Here is a 17,065-nt window from a genome sequence, read left to right as displayed (position 1 = left end):
CGGCCAGGAACCGCCCCACCACCGGTGGCTCGACCGCGCGCCCTCGCCGAGCATGTCCGCCGAACCCAGGCCGCGGGTCGTGCGGTGACGGGCAGGACGAGCGGTGGGGTCGGACCGTGTGCGCAGGACGTCAGAGGCGCACTCCTAGAACCCCCGCCCGAAAGACCAGGGTGACGGTGCGCCAGTCCAAGCACACGGTCCGACCCCACCGCGGACCCGACCCAGCGGGCAGTAGACCGGGATCCACGGGCGGACCCACCCAACGGGCACGAAACCCGGACCCCACCGCGGACCCGACCCAACGGGCACGAAACCCAAACCCCGACCGCGAACCCGACGCAGACGTCGAGCGCTACGCGCCGCGTGGGAGGCGTGCGCGGCGCACGCCGCGGACGATCGGGCTCCAGGGCCTGCCGGACCCTTGCCCGGCGCGGAGGCGTTCCTCCGTCGACGCGGCCACGACGACGGAGCCCGCGGCGCCCTCGGTCGCGGCGTGGCGGGCGACGCGCGCGTGCCGGGCGTCGGTCGTGGGGGTGCCGTCGACCACGGGGAGCTCGGGGCGGCCGTCGCGGGCGTGCCGGGGGCCGTCGGGCTCGGGGTCGGGCGGGCGCGGCGGGTTCGCCATCCAGGCGCACACCGCGAGGAGGATGCGCGCCGTGAAGTTGACGAGGATGAGCAGCGTGACGAGGACGGCGAAGGAGGCGAGGAGCGCGTTCCTGCTGGCGCTGCCGGCGACGAACGACGACCCGAGGTAGCGGAGCACGCCGAACGCGACGGCTGCGGTGAGCGACCCGACGAGCAGGTCGCGGCGGCGTACGTGGACGCCCGCCAGCAGCGTGACCACCACGACGACGACCAGGGCGTCGAGCAGGATGCTCACCACCAGGCCGGCTCCGGTGACGAGGATCGCGGGTCCGCCGGAGAGCCCGAGCGCCTCCAGGAGCTGGTAGCCGATCGAGGAGACGGCGATGCTCGCGACGGCGGAGACGAGCATGCTCAGCGCCAGGAGGAAGAAGCCGAGGAGGGCGCGGGCCCGGGCGAGCACGGGGCTCTGACCGACGTCGCTGACGCCGAACATGGTCCGGACGGCGCCGCGCAGGTGGTACATGAAGGAGACGACCGAGAAGAGCAGCACGACCCCGGCGACGATGCTCGTGACGCTGAGCCCGGGCTTGAGCAGCAGGAGGTCGGGGTCGATCACGCCGTTCTCGCCGTCAACCGCGATGAGGCCGGGGACGAGCTCGTTGATCTCGCCGAACACGGCGTCCATGAGCTCCTGGCTGCCACCGAGGACCCGCATGAAGACGGTGTAGCCGATGGTCAGCGCGGCGAAGAGGGAGAACAGCGCCGAGTAGGCGATACCGCCGCACAGCAGCGCGCCGCGTGCGTACAGGTAGCGGTAGGTCGCGCGCCCCGGGCGGCTGTCCTTCCACCACTCGACGAGCACCTCCACGCGCTCCCTCGTGCGCCTGACGGCGCTGGGGGCGGCAGGCGGGGGCGACGTCACGACCCGAACCCTACGAGGCGGTCGCGGTCCCGGCATCCGCGGTGAGCGGGAAGACCTGCTCCGGGCGCCACACGCCGTCGTCGCCGTGCTCGTAGAGGGAGAAGCCGGCGACCTCGAACCGCGCCTCGTAGGTGGCCATCTCGTCGAAGGCCGCGTCGAGCGCGGCGTCCGGCACCTCGTGCGCGACGGTCACGTGCGGGTGGTAGTTGAACCGGAGATCCTGGGCGAGCGGACCGGTGCGGAGCGTGCGCTCGAGATGCTCGCACTCGGCGATGCCCTCGACCACCTGGATGAACACCACGGGCGAGATCGGCCGGAACGTGGCACTGCCGCGCAGGTGGACCTGGAACGGTGCCGCGGTGGCGGCGACGGCGGTGAGGTGCGTCCGCGCCGCGTCGAGCCCGACCGGGTCGAGCACCGTGGGCCCGAGGAGCGTGACGTGCGGCGGGATGGACCGTGCGAGCGGGTCGCCGAACCGTGCGCGCGCGTCCTGGAGCTGCGTCGCGAAGGGTTCGGGCACCTCGATCGCGATGCCGATCCGCACCTGGTCCGGCCCACGCTCCGGGAGGTTCACGCGGTCGGCCCTCCGACGGGCAGGAGGCCGACGCGGTCGTAGATGCGCGCGAGCGTCCCGGCGGCGATGTCGCGCGCCTTCTGGGCGCCCCGCGCGAGCACGGCGTCGAGCTCCGCCGGGTCCGCGAGGTAGGTGTTGGCGCGCTCCTGGAACGGTACGAGGAAGTCGACCACGACGTCCGCGAGGTCGACCTTGAGCCGCCCGTACCCCTGGCCGTCGTACTCCGCGGCGATCGCCTCGACGTCGCGACCGGTCAGCGCGGAGTAGATGGTGAGCAGGTTCGACACGCCGGGCTTGGCGACCGGGTCGTACCGGATCTCGGTGCCCGAGTCCGTCGCGGCGGACCGGATCCGCTTCGCGGCGGTCTTCGGGTCCTCCAGGAGCCAGATGACGCCCTTGCCGTTCGACGACGACTTGCTCATCTTCGCCGTCGGCTCCTGCAGGTCGTAGATCTTCGCGACCGAGCGGACGATGTGCGCCTCGGGCACGACGGCGGTCCCGTCGCCGAAGCGGGCGTTGAGCCGCTCCGCGAGGTCACGGGTGAGCTCGAGGTGCTGGCGCTGGTCCTCTCCGACCGGCACGAGGGCCGCGTCGTAGAGCAGGATGTCCGCCGCCATGAGGACGGGGTAGGTGAACAGGCCCACGGTCGTGCCGTCGGCGCCCTGCTTCGCGGACTTGTCCTTGAACTGGGTCATGCGACCGGCCTCGCCGAAGCCCGTCTGGCAGGACAGCACCCAGGAGAGCTCCGCGTGCTGCGGCACGTGCGACTGCACGAACAGGGCGGACCGCTCCGGGTCGACGCCGCCGGCGAGGTACTGCGCCGCCGTGCGACGCGTCCGCTCGCGCAGGCGCTCCGGGTCCGGGTTGACCGTCAGGGCGTGGAGGTCGACGACGCAGTACAGCGCGTCGTACGAGTCCTGGAGCGCGACCCACTGGCGCAGGGCGCCGATGTAGTTCCCGAGCTGCAGCGAGTCCTCCGTGGGCTGCATGCCGGAGAGGATCCGTGGCTTGGTGCTCGTCGGGTGCCCGTCCGCCTGCGCGGTCTCCGGGACCGGTGCCGGACCGGTGTGCGTCGCCTCGATGGACATTGCCCCATTCTGACAGGTGGTGCCGCGCCGGAACGAATCGCCTCCCGTCGTGCGGACGGTCGGCGACGACGTCAGGTGGCCTCGTCGTCGAACGGCGCCGGGCTGCCCGGCGGCACGGGAGAGGGCGCCGGCGGCGGGGGCGGGGCGACCCGTTCGCGCACGGGCTCGTCGTCGAGGAGCGCCTCGCGCACGATACGACGCGGGTCGTACTGGCGGGGGTCGAGCTTCGACCAGTCGACGTCCGAGATCTCGTCCCCGATCTCGGCGTCCACGCGGGCCTTGGCCTCCCGCAGGTACCCCCGGGCCGAGCGGACGAACGACCCGAGCTGCTCCGCGTAGCGCGGCAGGCGCTCAGGACCGATGACGACGACCGCCACGACGAGGAGCACGATGAACTCGGCTCCGTTGATCCCGAACACGCCGACAGACTACTCGCTCGTGGCCTCGTCGAGGACGACGCGGACGTCGCGCTCCTGGTCGCCCGTCCGGACCCGCAGGGTCACGGCGTCCCCCGGGGCCTTCGCCCGGATGGCGACGATGAGTTCGTCCGACTCCGTGACGGGCCGACCGTCGATGGTGAGGATCACGTCCCCGGGCCGGATCCCGGCGGCGTCGGCCGGGCCGTCGGGCGTGACGGCGGGCGTCCCGGACTGCGAGTCGGTCGACACCTGGACGCCCTCGCCCTGGTACCGCTGGTCGAGCAGCACGCCGATCACCGGGTACGTCGCGACGCCGTCGGCGATGAGCTGCTCCGCGGTCCGGCGCGCCTGGTTGGACGGGATGGCGAAGCCGAGCCCGATGCTCCCGGTCGCCGACTGGCTGCCCGGCGGCTGGGCGATGGCGGAGTTGATGCCCACGACCTCGCCGCGCCCGTTGACGAGCGGGCCCCCGGAGTTGCCCGGGTTGATCGCCGCGTCGGTCTGGATCGCGTTGATGAACGCCGTCTCGGCCGCGGCACCGGCCTGGACCGGACGGTTCAGTGCGCTGATGATGCCCGTGGTGACGGTCCCGTTGAGGCCCAGCGGGGCCCCGACGGCGACCACGGGGTCCCCGACGACGACCGCGTCGGAGTCGCCGAGCGCGAGCGGCGTGAGCCCCGAGTCGTCGACCTTCACGACGGCCAGGTCGTAGTCGACGGTCCGACCGACCAGCTCGGCCGGGCTCTCGTGCCCGTCGGAGAACAGCACGACGACGTCCCCGCCGTCGGCGGCCCCCGCGACCACGTGGTTGTTCGTGAGGATGTACCCGTCCTCGCGGAGGACGAAGCCGGACCCCGTGGCGACGCCGTCGGTCCCGCGGACCTGGAGCGAGACGACGCTCGGCAGCACCGTGGCGGCGATGTCCGCCACCGAGCCCGCAGGGCGGTCCGCGCCCGGCTCGACGCTCGCCGGCGGCAGGGCCGAGGTGTACGGGCCGGGCGTGTCCTGCCCGAGGAACCGGTCGGCGACGACGCCGCCGAGCGCGCCGGCGACGAGCGCGAGCGCCGCGACGCCCGCCACCACGGCGGGACGCAGCCCGCGTCGGGTCGGCGGGCCGGCAGCGCCTCGCGGGACGCCGACGAGCGTCGGGTCGACCGACCCGCCGGGTCGCGTCGGCGCCGAGGGCGGCTCGGGCTCGCCGAACGAGCGCAGGGTCTGCCACGGGTCAGAGGGACCTGCCGTGGCACCCGGGGCGGGGACCGGTGACGGCTGCGGTGGCACGCCCGGGGGCGGGGCGACCGCCCCCGGCGGGGGCGGGACCGGGCCAGGGCCGGCCGACGGCGGGACGGGCGGCACGCTGCGGTAGGCGGACGGCGGCGCGAACGGATTGCGCGCGGCGTCGGGCGCCCCGGGCTGCTCCGGGCCGGTCTGGGGGTCGGTCATGAGGTGCCGAGCGCTCCTGTCATGGTCGTCCAGCCCCGGGAGATGCGCGCCGGGACCCCGGCATCGTAGTCACGTGCCGGGAAGGCCGCCACGAGGGCGGCAACCGTCTCCTGCTCCGTGTCCGCGACGACGTCGATCACCGTGTCGCCGGACTGCCAGACCACGTGCCACGGCGCCACGGAGAGCACGTGCACCTGGCGACCGCCGACGTCCCACGTCTCCCCGCCGCCGAGCGCGGCCGTGTCCAGAAGACCGGACTGCTCGCGCACCACGGCCTCGCCGCCGGGCGCCTCGAGGTCGATCTCGACGACGCCGCGCGCGGCGTCGTCCCGGACGTCGACCACGCTGAAACCCTCCGGGAGCGCCGTGGGGCAGGTCCAGCCCTGGGCGTCGAGCGCCGCGAGCGCGGCGGCCCCGTCGCCGCCGGGAGCGACACCGTCGACCTCGGCCTGGTCCGCGGTGCGCACCCCTCCCACGACGAGCGCCCCGGTGGCCCGGGGCGCCGCCTGCGCCAGCACGCTGAGCGGGTCGCTGCGATGCAGGTCGGGAGTGACGACCGGGCTCTCCCCCAGCGCGAAGAGGCCGACCGCCGCGACGCCGACACCACCGACGACCAGTCCGACGACCCGTCGGCGCACCGCCCCCCGCCGCACCTCCCCGCTCCATGCACCGCGCGGGAGCGGGACGGGCTGTGCCCAGGGGTCGCCCGCGACGGGCGCGGAGCGCAGCGGGTCGCCGTCGGTGGAGGGGATCTGGGCCGACAGGGCGAGCAGGCGGGCGGCGAGGTCGGGAGCGGGTTCGACCGGCCCGGCGGAGCTCAGCGCCCGGCGCGCGGCGCGCGCCGCCGACAGCTCGGCGGCGCACCGCGGGCAGCACGCCACGTGCTCGAGGGCACGCTCCGCCTCGGCGGGCGTGAGCTGCCCGTCGACGAGCGCGGAGAGCCGGGAGCCGAGGTGCGTCACGCCGCCCCCCGGGCGGCCACGGGCGTCGGCACGTCGTCCGACGCCGGGCGGTCCGCGGGGTCGCGGTGCGGCAGCGCGGCGCGGAGCTGGGAGCGCGCGCGGTGGATGCGGGAGCGGACCGTGCCGAGCTTGATCCCCAGCGTCACGGCGATCTCCTCGTAGGACAGGCCCTCGATGTCGCACAGCACGACGGCGGCCCGGTACTCGGGCGAGAGCGCGTCGAGCGCGCGCTGGACGTCGTGGTCGAGGTTGGCGTGCTCGAACCCGCGTTCCGGCTGGGCCTCGGCGCGAGCCGGGTACTGCCCGTCGTCGTCGCCCATGGCCTCCATGCGGATGCGCTGCTTGCGCCGGACCTGGTCGAGGAAGAGGTTCGTCGTGATCCGGTGCAGCCAGCCCTCGAACGTGCCCGGGGTGTAGCTCGACAGCGAGCGGAACACCCGGACGAACGTCTCCTGCGTGAGGTCCTCGGCGTCGTGCCGGTTCCCGGTCAGGCGGTACGCGAGGCGGTACACGCGCGCCGAGTGCTCCCGGACGATCTCGTCCCACGACGGCGGCACCCACGCGCTCCCGTCCTGCGTCCCGTGCGTGCTCGTCCCTGGTCGTGCGTCGTCCACGTCGTCCATCGTCCCAGAAGAACGTCCGGCACCCTCCCCGTGTTCCCCCTCTCGCGCGGGACGTGCGCGCGACGTCCACGGCCCGTGCACACACGCGCGGCGCGGGAACGGGCCGCCGTGGGAGGGGGCGGGTACGATCCGAGACAGCGCACCGGCCAGGGACGACCCGTCCCGGGCCGCGCGCGGACGACGAGCCACCAGGAGGCACCCGATCACCAGCGACGTCGGCACCCACCGCAGCGCCAAGGCGGCGAGCTGGGTGTACAGCGAGGAGTTCGTCCCCGAGGACGAGGTCCTCCTGCGTGCGCGCGACCGCGCCGCCGAGCTCGGCTGTCCGACGGTGCTCCCCGGCGTGGGGGCGGTCCTGCAGGTGCTCGCGGCGTCGCTGGCCGCCCGCGCGGTGGTCGAGATCGGCACCGGCACCGGCGTGGCGTCCCTCTGGCTGCTGCGCGGCATGCCGGCGGACGGCGTGCTCACGACGATCGACGTCGAGGTCGAGCACCAGCGCGCGGCCAAGGAGGCCTTCGCGGAGGAGGGCGTGCCCTCGGCGCGGACCCGCACCATCCCGGGCCGCGCGAGCGAGGTCCTCCCCCGGCTCACCGACGGCGCCTACGACCTCGTGCTCGTGGGGGCGGACAAGCACAGCTACCCCGAGTACGTCGAGCAGGGCCTGCGGCTGCTGCGACCGGGCGGCGTGCTCGCGGTCGACGGCGCACTGTCGCACGACCGGGTCGCCGACCCCGCGCGGCGGGACGAGGTGACGACGATCGTCCGCGAGGTGGGCCGGTCGCTGCGGTCGGACGAGCGCGTCCTGCCCGCGCTGCTCCCGAGCGGCGACGGCCTCCTCCTCGCCGTGCGCCGCTGACGCGCCCGACGGTCAGAGCCGGTCGAGCGCCTCGAGCAGGAGCCGCGCGCCGTACCCCGTGGCGCCGGCGACGACCTCGTGCCGGTCGGCCGTCGCCCGCGCCGGACCGGCGACGTCGAGGTGCGCCCACGGCACGTCCCCGACGAACTCGCGCAGGAACAGCGCGGCCGTGATCGACCCGCCGCCCGGGCTCTCGACGGGCACGTGGCGGAGGTCGGCGACGTCGGAGCGCAGCGCGCTCGCGTAGTCCTCGACGAGCGGCAGGCGCCACACGCGCTCACCCGTGGCGGTCGCGGCCTCCTCCAGCGCCCCGGCGACGGCGTCGTCCGTGGCGAACAGCGCGCCGTGCCCGCGGCCCAGGCCGAGGCTCGCCGCACCGGTGAGGGTCGCGACGTCGACCAGCACGTCGGGCGCGAGCTCGGCCACGGCGTACGCGATCGCGTCGGCGAGGACCAGGCGGCCCTCCGCGTCCGTGTTCGCGACCTCGACCGTCCGGCCCGACCAGGTGCGCAGCACGTCCCCGGGGCGGTACGAGGCGGCGCCGACGTGGTTCTCCGCCAGCGGGAGCACCGCGGTCACCCGGCGGTCGGACCGTGCGCGGGCGGCGCCGAGCACCACCGCGAGGGCGACGGCGGCGCCGGCCATGTCGGTCTTCATCGGCACCATCGCCTCGCGCGGCTTGATGGAGAGCCCGCCGGTGTCGTACGTGATGCCCTTGCCGACGACGACGACGTGCCGGACGTCGGCGCCCGCCTCCGCCGGGACGACGCCGTGGTCGGCCGGGTCGTAGGTGACCGTCACGAGGCGCGGCGGTCGTGCCGAGCCCGCACCCACGGCCAGGATCGCACCGAAGCCCTCCGCGCCGAGCTCGGCGGGACCGCGGACCGTCACGTCGAGCCCGAGGGCGTCGGCCAGCTCGACGGCGCGGTCGGCGAACCACGCCGGGTCCTTGACGTCGGACGGGACGTTGGCGAGGTCGCGGACCAGCCAGGTCGCGTCCGCCGCGCGGTGCGCGGCCTCGATCGGCATCGTGACGTCGGGCCGGTCCTCGGGCGCGAGCAGCACGAGCTGCTCGGCGGCCGTGTCGGCCGCGGGCCGCGCGGACCCGCTCTGCCGGGGCTGGTCGTACGCGGCGAGCAGGTAGCCCTCGACGAACGCGCGCACCTCGTCGGGACCCGAGTCGGCGGTCGCGGCGCTGACGACGCGCTCCAGGCCGCGCGACGCACGGGCGAGGGCCGCACCGGCACGCCGGAGGTCCGACACCGTCCCGGCACCCAGGCCGAGCAGCAGGATCCGCGGCGGCAGGCCGGCCCACGGGAGCCGCGTCGCGGACCCACCGTGGGCACGAGGCAGGTCGACGCGCACGACCTCGCCGGACGCGCCGCGGAAGCTGCGCCCGCCCGCGCGCTCGGCGAGCTCCGCGAGGTCGACGCCGTACCGCACCGTGGCGTCGACGGTCCCGGCACGCGGCTGCAACCCGTCCTCGGCCTCGCGCGGGGGCGCGACAGCCACGACGACGGCGTCGACCTGCGCGTCGTCGAGGAGTGCCGTTCCGCTCAGAGCGCCCCGGGCGCCGACCACCTCGGGCAGCGTGCGCGGCAGCCCGGGGAGACCGGAGGCCCGGCGCTCACGTGCGGGCAATCAGCCCACCACGGCCTGGAGCGCCTCACCCAGCTCGCTGGCCTCGGTCGCGTTGAGCTCGACCACCAGGCGTCCGCCACCCTCGAGCGGGACCCGCATGACGATGCCTCGCCCTTCCTTGGTGACCTCCAGCGGCCCGTCACCCGTCCGCGGCTTCATCGCAGCCATCGATGGCACTCCATTTCCGTTGTCCCGAGTCCACCCCGCACGCGCGAGGAGGGGCGTCCGACCTCGGACGACGCCCGGGGACAGTCTAGTTCACGCGTGCCGACATCCCGGGCGTCCCGGTCACGGCGGCCAGCCGGACGGCGGGACGAGCCGCCACAACGACCACACCCACCACACCTGGCCCGCGACGCCGGCGACGGTCACGGCGGCGAGCCACAGCCGTGACCGCGTCCACCCGACGGTCACCGCCGCGAGCGGGAAGGCCAGCAGCAGGAACCGCACGATCGAGGTGCCCGGCTGGATCGCCGCGACCAGGTAGGCGAGGTACGCGCCGGACCACGCGTGCATCTCCGGGCCGAGCCGGGCGGCGACCGGGTTGAGCACGAGCGCGGCCGTCGCGAGCAGCACGAGCGCGAGAACCCATGGGCCGGCGTCGCCCGTCAGCCACCGCGACACGTCGACCCACGGGACGAACGGCACGATCTCCGCGCCCCCGCGCCACGCCTCCTGCGTGCGGAAGTACCCCTGGTGCACGCCCGTGACGACGCTGCACGCCCACGGCCACACGAGCCCGCTGGCCAGGGCGACCACGAGGAGACCGCCCAGGCGCGCGGCGTCGGGCACGCGCAGGTCCCCCCGGCGCCACCGGACGAGCCCGTGCCACAGGACGACCGCCGCCATGGGCAGCGCGACGGCGCGGGTGAAGCCGAGGAGGACGATCACGAGCGCCGCCCACCCGTAGCGACGCCTTGCCAGCAGCAGGAGCGCGGACGCCACGAGGAGGAGGGCCAGGGACTCCGTGTACGCGACCTGGAGGACGGGGCTGGACGGGAAGATGCTCACGAGCAGGACGGTCGCCAGCGGCAGGCCGGGCCTGCGCTCGACCGCCGCGGCGCCCGCCGTCGCGACGAGCCGGTGGATCACGAGGACGGCGCCGGCGCCGCACGCGAGCGCGACCGTGGGTGCGAGCGCGTCCCATCCCAGGCCGGTGACGGCGTCGAGGGCACGGACCAGCGCCGGGAAGAGCGGGAAGAACGCCCAGACGTTCTGCTCGACGACGCCGTCAGGACCCACGGGGAGCGTGTCGGGATAGCCGGACGCGTAGATCTGCTCGTACCAGCTCGCGTCCCACATGCGCGCGACGTACGGCGCGTACGACGGCGCGGCGTCCGTCCAGGGGTTCGCCTCCTGCGACCTCGCGACGACGAGGAGGATCACCGCGCTCACCGCGCGCGCGAGGCCGTACACCGCGAGCACCTGCGCCCACCACGGCCAGGAGGTCGGGCGCAGCAGCCGCGGACGCTCGCCCGGACCGGCCGCGGCGCGCGGCGTCGTCACGCGAGGCCCCGCAGGGCGGCCGCCGGAGGCACCTCGTCGCGCACCGCGGCGACCAGGTCCAGGACGCGCCGGGTCGCCGCGACGTCGTGCGCGCGAAAGACGCGCGCGCCGAGCCACGCGGCGACAGCCGTCGCGGCGAGGGTGCCCTCCAGCCGCTCGTCGGCGGGCAGGTCGAGCGTCTCGCCCACGAAGTCCTTGCGGGACAGCGCCATGAGGAGCGGGAACCCGAGGCCCGCGACGACCTCGGTCCGACGCAGGAGGTGCAGGGAGTGCCAGGTGTTCTTGCCGAAGTCGTGCGTGGGGTCGACGAGGACCGACGCCCGCGGGACCCCGCACGCGACGGCCCGCTCCGCCGCCGCGCGGAGGGTCGTCACGACGTCCTGGACGACGCCGTCGCGCGGGTCGGCCGCACCCGGCCGGGCCGGGTAGTCGACGCGGAACGGGTCGGTACGGGGCGTCGCGCCGCCCGTGTGCGAGCACACGACCCCCACGCCGTGCTCGCCCGCGACCTCGACCAGCCGCGGGTCGTGGCCGGCCCACGTGTCGTTGATGAGGTCGGCGCCCGCGAGCGCCGCCTCGTGCGCCACCTCCGCCCGCCACGTGTCGACGCTCACGAGCAGGTCGGGGAACTCCGCGCGCACCCGCGCCACGAACGGCACGACGCGACGGACCTCCTCGTCGGGGGTCACCACCGGACCGACGCCGGCCCGCACTCCCCCCACGTCGAGGATCTCGGCGCCCTGGACGACCGCACGCTCGACCGCGGCGAGAGCCTCCCGGTCGTCGAGCTGGCGCGCGCCCGCGTAGAACGAGTCGTCGGTGCGGTTGACGATCGCCATCACCGCGGGCCGCTCGAGGACCCGCCCGCGCAGCACGAGCGACGTGCCGCGAGGTGGGACCCCGAGGGGAGGCAGCGGTTCGGGTGGGGCGTCGGGGTGCCCGCCCGACGGTTCCCCGGGCGCGGCGGGGCCGGGTGAGGTCATCGCGCCGCGACCCTCAGCTCGCGTCGCCGGCCTGCGCCCGCGCGAGCTCCTCGGTCGCCTCGAGCTCCTCGGCGCGCAGCTCGGCGCCGCGGTCGCACACGTACTCGACGGCCTCGGCGGGATCGTCGCACAGGTGGACGAGGTCGAGGTCGTGCGCGCTGATCATGCCGCGTCCCGCGACCGCCGTGCGGGCCCACTCGAGCAGGCCGCTCCAGTAGTCCGTGCCGACGAGCGCCACCGGGAACTCGGTGATCTTGTGCGTCTGGACCAGGGTGAGCGCCTCGAACAGCTCGTCGAACGTCCCGAACCCGCCCGGGAGGACGACGAAGCCCTGGGCGTACTTGACGAACATCGTCTTGCGGGCGAAGAAGTAGCGGAAGTTCACGCCGAGGTTCACGTACCGGTTCATGCCCTGCTCGAACGGGAGCTCTATGCCGAGACCGATCGACAGCCCGCCCGCCTCGGACGCGCCCTTGTTGGCCGCCTCCATGATGCCCGGGCCCCCGCCCGTGATGACCGCGAATCCCTCGTCGACGAGGCGGCGGCCGATGTCCTCGGCGAGCGCGTAGTCCGGGTGCTCCGGCTTGGTCCGCGCCGACCCGAACACCGACACGGCCGGGCCGACCTCCGCCAGCGCGCCGAATCCCTCGACGAACTCGCTCTGGATGCGCATGACGCGCCACGGGTCCGAGTGGACCCAGTCCGCGCTCCCCCCGGTGTCGAGGAGCCGCTGGTCGGTCGTCTGGCGCGGGATCTGGTCCCCGCGCAGCAGCACCGGCCCCTTGCGGTACCCCGTCCCGGCCTGCGGCAGGCCGTCGTCGGAACCCTGGTCACGCACCGTGTCGCTCATGGTCACGAGCCTATGCCGCGGGGGCCGCCGTGAGCCACGCACGCAGCGCGTCGCGGCACAGCGCGAGCTCCCCGACGGGGCAGCGCTCGTCGTCCTTGTGCGCGAGCAGGGGGTCACCGGGACCGAAGTTCACCGCCGGGACGCCCAGCTCGGCGAAGCGCGCGACGTCGGTCCACCCGTACTTCGGCGCGGGCGCACCGCCCGTGACGCCCAGCACCGCGGCGGCGAAGTCCGCGGCGAGCGGGTCGTCCAGCCCCGGGCGCGCGCCCGGGGCGGCGTCGGTGAGCACGACCTCGAAGCCGGCGAGCAGCTCGCGCACGTGCTGCTCCGCCTCGGCGACCGTGCGCGAGGGCGCGAACCGGAAGTTCACCGTGACCACGCACTCGTCCGGGATCACGTTGCCCGCGATCCCCCCGCGGATCCCCACCGCGTTCATGCCCTCCCGGTACACGAGGCCGTCGACCTCGATCTCCTGCGGGACGTACGCCGCCAGCCGGTCGAGCACCTCGTGCGCAGCGTGGATCGCGTTCGAGCCCGTCCAGGCACGCGCGGAGTGGGCCGTCACGCCCGGGACACGCACGTCGACGCGCAGCGTGCCGTTGCACCCGCCCTCGAGACCGGCGGACGTCGGCTCTCCGAGGACCGCGAAGTCGGCCGCGAGCAGGTCGGGGCGGTTCCGCGCGAGGCGCCCGAGCCCGTTGAGGTCGGACGCGACCTCCTCGTTGTCGTAGAAGACCCAGGTCACGTCCTGCGCCGGGGCGTCGAGCTCGGCCGCGAGCGCCAGCGCGACGGCGACCCCGCCCTTCATGTCGACCGTCCCCCGGCCCCAGACCTCGGCGTGCGCCCCCTCCCCCACGACGCGCGTCGGCAGGTTCGGCGGGTCCGTGAGCGGCACCGTGTCCAGGTGGCCCGCGACCACGACGCGCCGCTCCCGGCCGAGCGACGTGCGCGCGACGACCGTGTCGCCGTCGCGCACGACGTCCAGGTGCGGGTACGCCCGCAGCGCCGTCTCGACCGCGTCGGCGAGCGCCTGCTCGTCCCCGCTCACCGACGGCGTGTCGCACACGGCGCGGAAGAGCGCGACGAGATCGCCACGCAGGTCGAGGACGGGCGTGGTGCCGGTGGTGGGAGAGGTCACGCCAGCACCCTACCGGCGCCGGATAGGGTGGGGCGCATGACTTCTGCGACCCCCGCGACCGCCCCCTCGGCGGCCGCGTCCGAGCCGCGTACGGCGTGGGGCTACGGCCTGGCGACCGTCACCGACGACGGCACGACCCTCGACGTCTGGTACCCCTCCCCGGCGCTCGGCAGCGCCCCGGCGGACACGACCGTCCCCGCCTCGCTCGCCGCGCTCGCCGAGCGCGACGACGTCCGCGGCGTGGACGTCGTCGTGGTCCGGACCGAGATCGAGCTCGACGCCGCCCCGGCCGACACCGCCGACGCGTACCTGCGCCTCCACCTGCTCTCCCACCGCCTGGTCGCCCCGCACGGGCAGAACCTCGACGGCCTCTTCGGCGTCCTGACGAACGTCGTCTGGACCGACCACGGGGCGTGCTCCGTCGACGGCTTCGAGGAGACGCGGCTGCGCCTGCGCGCCACGGGCCAGCAGGTCACCGTGCACGGGGTCGACAAGTTCCCCCGCATGGTCGACTACGTCGTCCCCGCCGGTGTCCGCATCGCCGACGCCGACCGCGTACGGCTCGGCGCGCACCTCGCGCCCGGCACCACCGTCATGCACGAGGGCTTCGTCAACTTCAACGCCGGCACGCTCGGCACCTCGATGGTCGAGGGCCGCATCTCCGCGGGCGTCGTCGTCGGCGACGGCTCCGACGTCGGGGGCGGCGCCTCGATCATGGGCACCCTGTCGGGGGGCGGCCGCGAGGTCATCTCCGTCGGGCAGCGCTCGCTCCTCGGCGCCAACGCCGGCCTGGGCATCCCCCTGGGCGACGACTGCGTCGTCGAGTCCGGCCTGTACGTCACGGCGGGGACCAAGGTGACCGTCGTCGGGCAGACCGACGCCGCGGGCGGGCCGCTCGTCGTCAAGGCGCGCGAGCTCTCGGGCCGCTCGGGCATCCTGTTCCGCCGCAACTCGCTGACCGGTGGCGTCGAGGCCGTGTCCCGCACGGGTGCCGGCGTCGAGCTCAACGCCGCCCTGCACGCCAACTGACGCACCCCCGACGAGCACGACGGCGTCCCGCATGACCACCAGCCGAGCACCCCGCCCCCGGGACCTGCCGGACGTCGGTCGTGCGCGCCCCCGGCGCCGCCCGCTCCGCGCCGCGGTCACCCTCGTCACGGTGGCCGCGGTGGGGGTGGGCGGGGTCGTCGTCGCCCTCAACCGGCTCGACGACGAGACGCCTGTCGCCGAGCGGTGCGCGGCCACGGCCGACGGCCGGACCTGGTACCTCTCCGTCACGCAGGCGGACAACGCCGCGCTCGTCGCGGGCACGGCCGTGCGCCGCGGCCTCCCCGCCCGCGCCGCGACGATCGGCCTCGCGACCGCGCTCCAGGAGTCCCGCCTCGTCAACATCGACTACGGCGACCGCGACTCCGTCGGCCTGTTCCAGCAGCGCCCGTCCCAGGGCTGGGGCAGCGTCGAGCAGATCATGGACCCCGTCTACTCGGCCAACGCGTTCTACGACGTGCTCGAGACGGTCGAGGGCTACGAGGCGATGGAGGTCACCGTCGCCGCGCAGACCGTCCAGCGGTCCGCGTTCCCCGACGCGTACGCGCAGCACGAGCCCCGGTCGCGCGCCTGGGCGTCCGCGCTCACGGGCTGGTCGCCCGCCTCGCTCACGTGCGACCTCGCCCCCGTCGCGGCGGCCGAGGTCCCCACCGACGGCGCCGCCACGCAGCCGTTCCAGGACCGCCTCGCCCGCGACCTCGGCGACGGCGCCCGCGTCGAGCCCTTCGACGGCGGCGACGGGAGCACCCTCCAGGTCGACGCCTCCGGGCTGCCCACCGCGGGCGAGGACGGCGGCCTCGACCGTGCGGCCTGGGCCGTCGCGCAGTGGGCGGTCGCCACCGCGGACGCGACGAACGTCGTCGCCGTCGAGGTCGGGGACCGCCGCTGGTCCCGCGAGGACTCGACGTGGAGCCCGCTCGACCCCGACGAGCTCGCCCCGCTCGACGCGGGCCTCGTCCGCGTCCACGTCGCCGTCCCCGACGAGGCCTGACCGGCGGCTACCGGAGACGACGGACGCCGCGGCGCTCACCGAGGGTGAGCGACGCGGCGTCCGGAGGAGCGGGTGTCAGCGGTCGGAGACCGGGACGTAGTCGCGCTCGGTCTCGCCGACGTAGACCTGGCGCGGGCGGCCGATCTTGGTCTGCGGGTCCTTCATCATCTCGCGCCACTGCGCGATCCAGCCGGGCATGCGGCCGAGCGCGAAGAGCGGCGTGAACATCGCGGGCGAGAAGCCCATCGCCTTGTAGATGAGGCCCGTGTAGAAGTCGACGTTCGGGTAGAGCTTGCGCTCGATGAAGTAGTCGTCGTTGAGCGCGATCTCCTCGAGGCCCATGGCGATGTCGAGCAGCTGGTCCTTCTTGCCGAGGGTCGAGAGCACGGCGTCGGCGGACTTCTTCACGATGGCGGCGCGCGGGTCGTAGTTCTTGTAGACCCGGTGGCCGAAGCCCATGAGGCGGACGCCGTCCTCCTTGTTCTTCACCTTCTTCATGAAGGTGTCGACGTCGTACTCCGCCCCCGCGATCTTGTCGAGCATCGTGAGGACGGACTCGTTGGCGCCGCCGTGCAGCGGTCCGGAGAGCGCGTTGACGCCCGCCGCGACGGAGGCGTAGAGGTTGGCGTGCGACGAGCCGACGACGCGGACGGTCGACGTCGAGCAGTTCTGCTCGTGGTCGGCGTGCAGGATGAGCAGCTTGTCGAGCGCGTCGACGACGACCGGGTCGGCCTCGTACTGCTGGTACGGCGTCGCGAACGTCATGCGCAGGAAGTCGTCGACGTAGCCGCGCGAGTAGTCGGGGTAGAGCAGCGGCTCACCGACGCGGCGGCGGTGCAGGTAGGACGTGATGGTGCGCGTCTTCGCGAGGAGCAGGACCGTCGCGAGCTCGACGGTCTCGTCGTCGAACGGGTCGAGCGACTCGGGGTAGAACGTCGACAGCGCGTTGATCGCGGAGGAGAGCACGGCCATCGGGTGGGCGTTGCGCGGGAACGTCCCCATGAAGGTGCGGAAGTCCTCGTGCACCAGCGTGTGCCGGTTCACGCGCTCGACGAACGCCTCGAGCGTCGGGGTGTCGGGAAGCTCGCCGTGGATGAGCAGGTACGCGACCTCGAGGAAGCTCGACTGCTCGGCGAGCTGCTCGATGGGGTACCCGCGGTACCGCAGGATGCCGGCGTCACCGTCGATGTAGGTGATGCTCGACTCGCACGACGCGGTGTTCATGAAGCCCGGGTCGACGGTCACGAGGCCGGTCGACTTGAGCAAGGAGGACACGACGATGCCGTCGTTGCCGTCGGTCGCCGCGACCACGGGCAGGTCCTGCGCCTGGTCGTCGACGAGGAGGCGGACCTTCGCCTGCTGAGTGGTGGTCATGGTTCCCTTCCTGCTGCTGCTCGCGCCGTTGCCGCGCGGTCGACCGTACCCCGCTTCACCCGC

17 protein-coding genes are annotated in these 17,065 nt (G+C 74.6%); 3 read left to right on the top strand and 14 right to left on the bottom strand.

Translation table 11 applies throughout. The annotated features are described in order from the left end of the window. Window positions 1-352: 352 nt before the first annotated feature. From JOE63_RS08770 to sigE, 7 genes are all read right to left on the bottom strand, one after another. Window positions 353-1,453, bottom strand: coding sequence for a YihY/virulence factor BrkB family protein (locus tag JOE63_RS08770; RefSeq protein WP_204540731.1), 1,101 nt, complete (start codon window positions 1,451-1,453; stop codon window positions 353-355). Window positions 1,454-1,517: 64 nt separating this feature from the next. Further along, window positions 1,518-2,081, bottom strand: a complete 564-nt coding sequence (locus tag JOE63_RS08765) for a 2'-5' RNA ligase family protein (RefSeq protein ID WP_087471550.1) — start codon at window positions 2,079-2,081, stop codon at window positions 1,518-1,520. Continuing rightward, entirely contained in the window at window positions 2,078-3,169 is a 1,092-nt protein-coding gene (gene trpS / locus JOE63_RS08760) for a tryptophan--tRNA ligase (protein ID WP_204540728.1), read from the bottom strand. Before trpS ends, JOE63_RS08765 begins: the two co-directional genes overlap by 4 nt. 71 nt (window positions 3,170-3,240) lie before the next feature. Beyond that, entirely contained in the window at window positions 3,241-3,588 is a 348-nt protein-coding gene (locus JOE63_RS08755) for a twin-arginine translocase TatA/TatE family subunit (protein WP_087471548.1), read from the bottom strand. Window positions 3,589-3,597: 9 nt separating this feature from the next. After that, on the bottom strand, window positions 3,598-5,031 hold the full coding sequence (locus JOE63_RS08750) for a S1C family serine protease (RefSeq protein ID WP_204540725.1): 1,434 nt from the start codon (window positions 5,029-5,031) through the stop codon (window positions 3,598-3,600). Then, window positions 5,028-5,993, bottom strand: a complete 966-nt coding sequence (locus JOE63_RS08745; protein WP_204540722.1) for a zf-HC2 domain-containing protein — start codon at window positions 5,991-5,993, stop codon at window positions 5,028-5,030. The genes JOE63_RS08750 and JOE63_RS08745 overlap by 4 nt, the downstream gene beginning before the upstream one ends. Next, a complete protein-coding gene (sigE, locus tag JOE63_RS08740) occupies window positions 5,990-6,616 on the bottom strand; it encodes an RNA polymerase sigma factor SigE (protein WP_204540719.1) in 627 nt (208 codons plus the stop codon). The genes JOE63_RS08745 and sigE overlap by 4 nt, the downstream gene beginning before the upstream one ends. Before the next feature lie 202 nt (window positions 6,617-6,818). Here sigE and JOE63_RS08735 point away from each other — a divergent pair, with 202 nt between their 5' ends. Continuing rightward, on the top strand, window positions 6,819-7,472 hold the full coding sequence (locus JOE63_RS08735; RefSeq protein WP_047233537.1) for an O-methyltransferase: 654 nt from the start codon (window positions 6,819-6,821) through the stop codon (window positions 7,470-7,472). 12 nt (window positions 7,473-7,484) lie between these two features. On the opposite strand, the gene JOE63_RS08730 is transcribed toward JOE63_RS08735, so the two are convergent. From JOE63_RS08730 to dapE, 6 genes are all read right to left on the bottom strand, one after another. Continuing rightward, window positions 7,485-9,113 (bottom strand): leucyl aminopeptidase family protein, encoded by a 1,629-nt coding sequence (locus JOE63_RS08730; protein ID WP_204540716.1) that lies wholly within the window; start codon window positions 9,111-9,113, stop codon window positions 7,485-7,487. Beyond that, window positions 9,114-9,281: a DUF3117 domain-containing protein gene (locus JOE63_RS08725; RefSeq protein ID WP_064506638.1), complete on the bottom strand. Its 168-nt coding sequence runs from the start codon at window positions 9,279-9,281 to the stop codon at window positions 9,114-9,116. It lies immediately after the preceding gene. 120 nt (window positions 9,282-9,401) lie between these two features. Then, window positions 9,402-10,619: a hypothetical protein gene (locus JOE63_RS08720; protein ID WP_087471545.1), complete on the bottom strand. Its 1,218-nt coding sequence runs from the start codon at window positions 10,617-10,619 to the stop codon at window positions 9,402-9,404. Continuing rightward, window positions 10,616-11,602: a dihydropteroate synthase gene (folP, locus tag JOE63_RS08715; RefSeq protein WP_204540713.1), complete on the bottom strand. Its 987-nt coding sequence runs from the start codon at window positions 11,600-11,602 to the stop codon at window positions 10,616-10,618. Before folP ends, JOE63_RS08720 begins: the two co-directional genes overlap by 4 nt. Before the next feature lie 13 nt (window positions 11,603-11,615). After that, window positions 11,616-12,452, bottom strand: a complete 837-nt coding sequence (locus JOE63_RS08710) for an LOG family protein (protein ID WP_087471544.1) — start codon at window positions 12,450-12,452, stop codon at window positions 11,616-11,618. 10 nt (window positions 12,453-12,462) lie between these two features. Further along, entirely contained in the window at window positions 12,463-13,590 is a 1,128-nt protein-coding gene (gene dapE / locus JOE63_RS08705) for a succinyl-diaminopimelate desuccinylase (RefSeq protein ID WP_087471543.1), read from the bottom strand. A gap of 36 nt (window positions 13,591-13,626) precedes the next feature. Here dapE and dapD point away from each other — a divergent pair, with 36 nt between their 5' ends. Further along, a complete protein-coding gene (gene dapD, locus JOE63_RS08700; RefSeq protein ID WP_204540710.1) occupies window positions 13,627-14,619 on the top strand; it encodes a 2,3,4,5-tetrahydropyridine-2,6-dicarboxylate N-succinyltransferase in 993 nt (330 codons plus the stop codon). A 31-nt stretch (window positions 14,620-14,650) separates the two neighbouring features. After that, window positions 14,651-15,628: a hypothetical protein gene (locus JOE63_RS08695; protein ID WP_204540707.1), complete on the top strand. Its 978-nt coding sequence runs from the start codon at window positions 14,651-14,653 to the stop codon at window positions 15,626-15,628. Between the two features lie 75 nt (window positions 15,629-15,703). On the opposite strand, the gene JOE63_RS08690 is transcribed toward JOE63_RS08695, so the two are convergent. Next, complete coding sequence (locus tag JOE63_RS08690) at window positions 15,704-17,002, bottom strand: citrate synthase (RefSeq protein WP_087471542.1); 1,299 nt, start codon at window positions 17,000-17,002, stop codon at window positions 15,704-15,706. Between the last annotated feature and the right edge of the window lie 63 nt (window positions 17,003-17,065).

Source organism: Cellulosimicrobium cellulans (genome assembly GCF_016907755.1).
GTDB classification, from domain to species: domain Bacteria; phylum Actinomycetota; class Actinomycetes; order Actinomycetales; family Cellulomonadaceae; genus Cellulosimicrobium; species Cellulosimicrobium cellulans_D.
This window is presented reverse-complemented; position numbering and strand designations above follow the sequence as displayed.

Coding starts and splice junctions, on each gene's coding strand:
- trpS (WP_204540728.1), bottom strand. CDS start 3,169: ATGTCCATCGAGGCGACGCACACCGGTCCGGCACCGGTCCCGGAGACC.
- JOE63_RS08750 (WP_204540725.1), bottom strand. CDS start 5,031: ATGACCGACCCCCAGACCGGCCCGGAGCAGCCCGGGGCGCCCGACGCC.
- sigE (WP_204540719.1), bottom strand. CDS start 6,616: ATGGACGACGTGGACGACGCACGACCAGGGACGAGCACGCACGGGACG.
- JOE63_RS08725 (WP_064506638.1), bottom strand. CDS start 9,281: ATGGCTGCGATGAAGCCGCGGACGGGTGACGGGCCGCTGGAGGTCACC.
- folP (WP_204540713.1), bottom strand. CDS start 11,602: ATGACCTCACCCGGCCCCGCCGCGCCCGGGGAACCGTCGGGCGGGCAC.
- JOE63_RS08710 (WP_087471544.1), bottom strand. CDS start 12,452: ATGAGCGACACGGTGCGTGACCAGGGTTCCGACGACGGCCTGCCGCAG.
- dapD (WP_204540710.1), top strand. CDS start 13,627: ATGACTTCTGCGACCCCCGCGACCGCCCCCTCGGCGGCCGCGTCCGAG.
- JOE63_RS08695 (WP_204540707.1), top strand. CDS start 14,651: ATGACCACCAGCCGAGCACCCCGCCCCCGGGACCTGCCGGACGTCGGT.
- JOE63_RS08690 (WP_087471542.1), bottom strand. CDS start 17,002: ATGACCACCACTCAGCAGGCGAAGGTCCGCCTCCTCGTCGACGACCAG.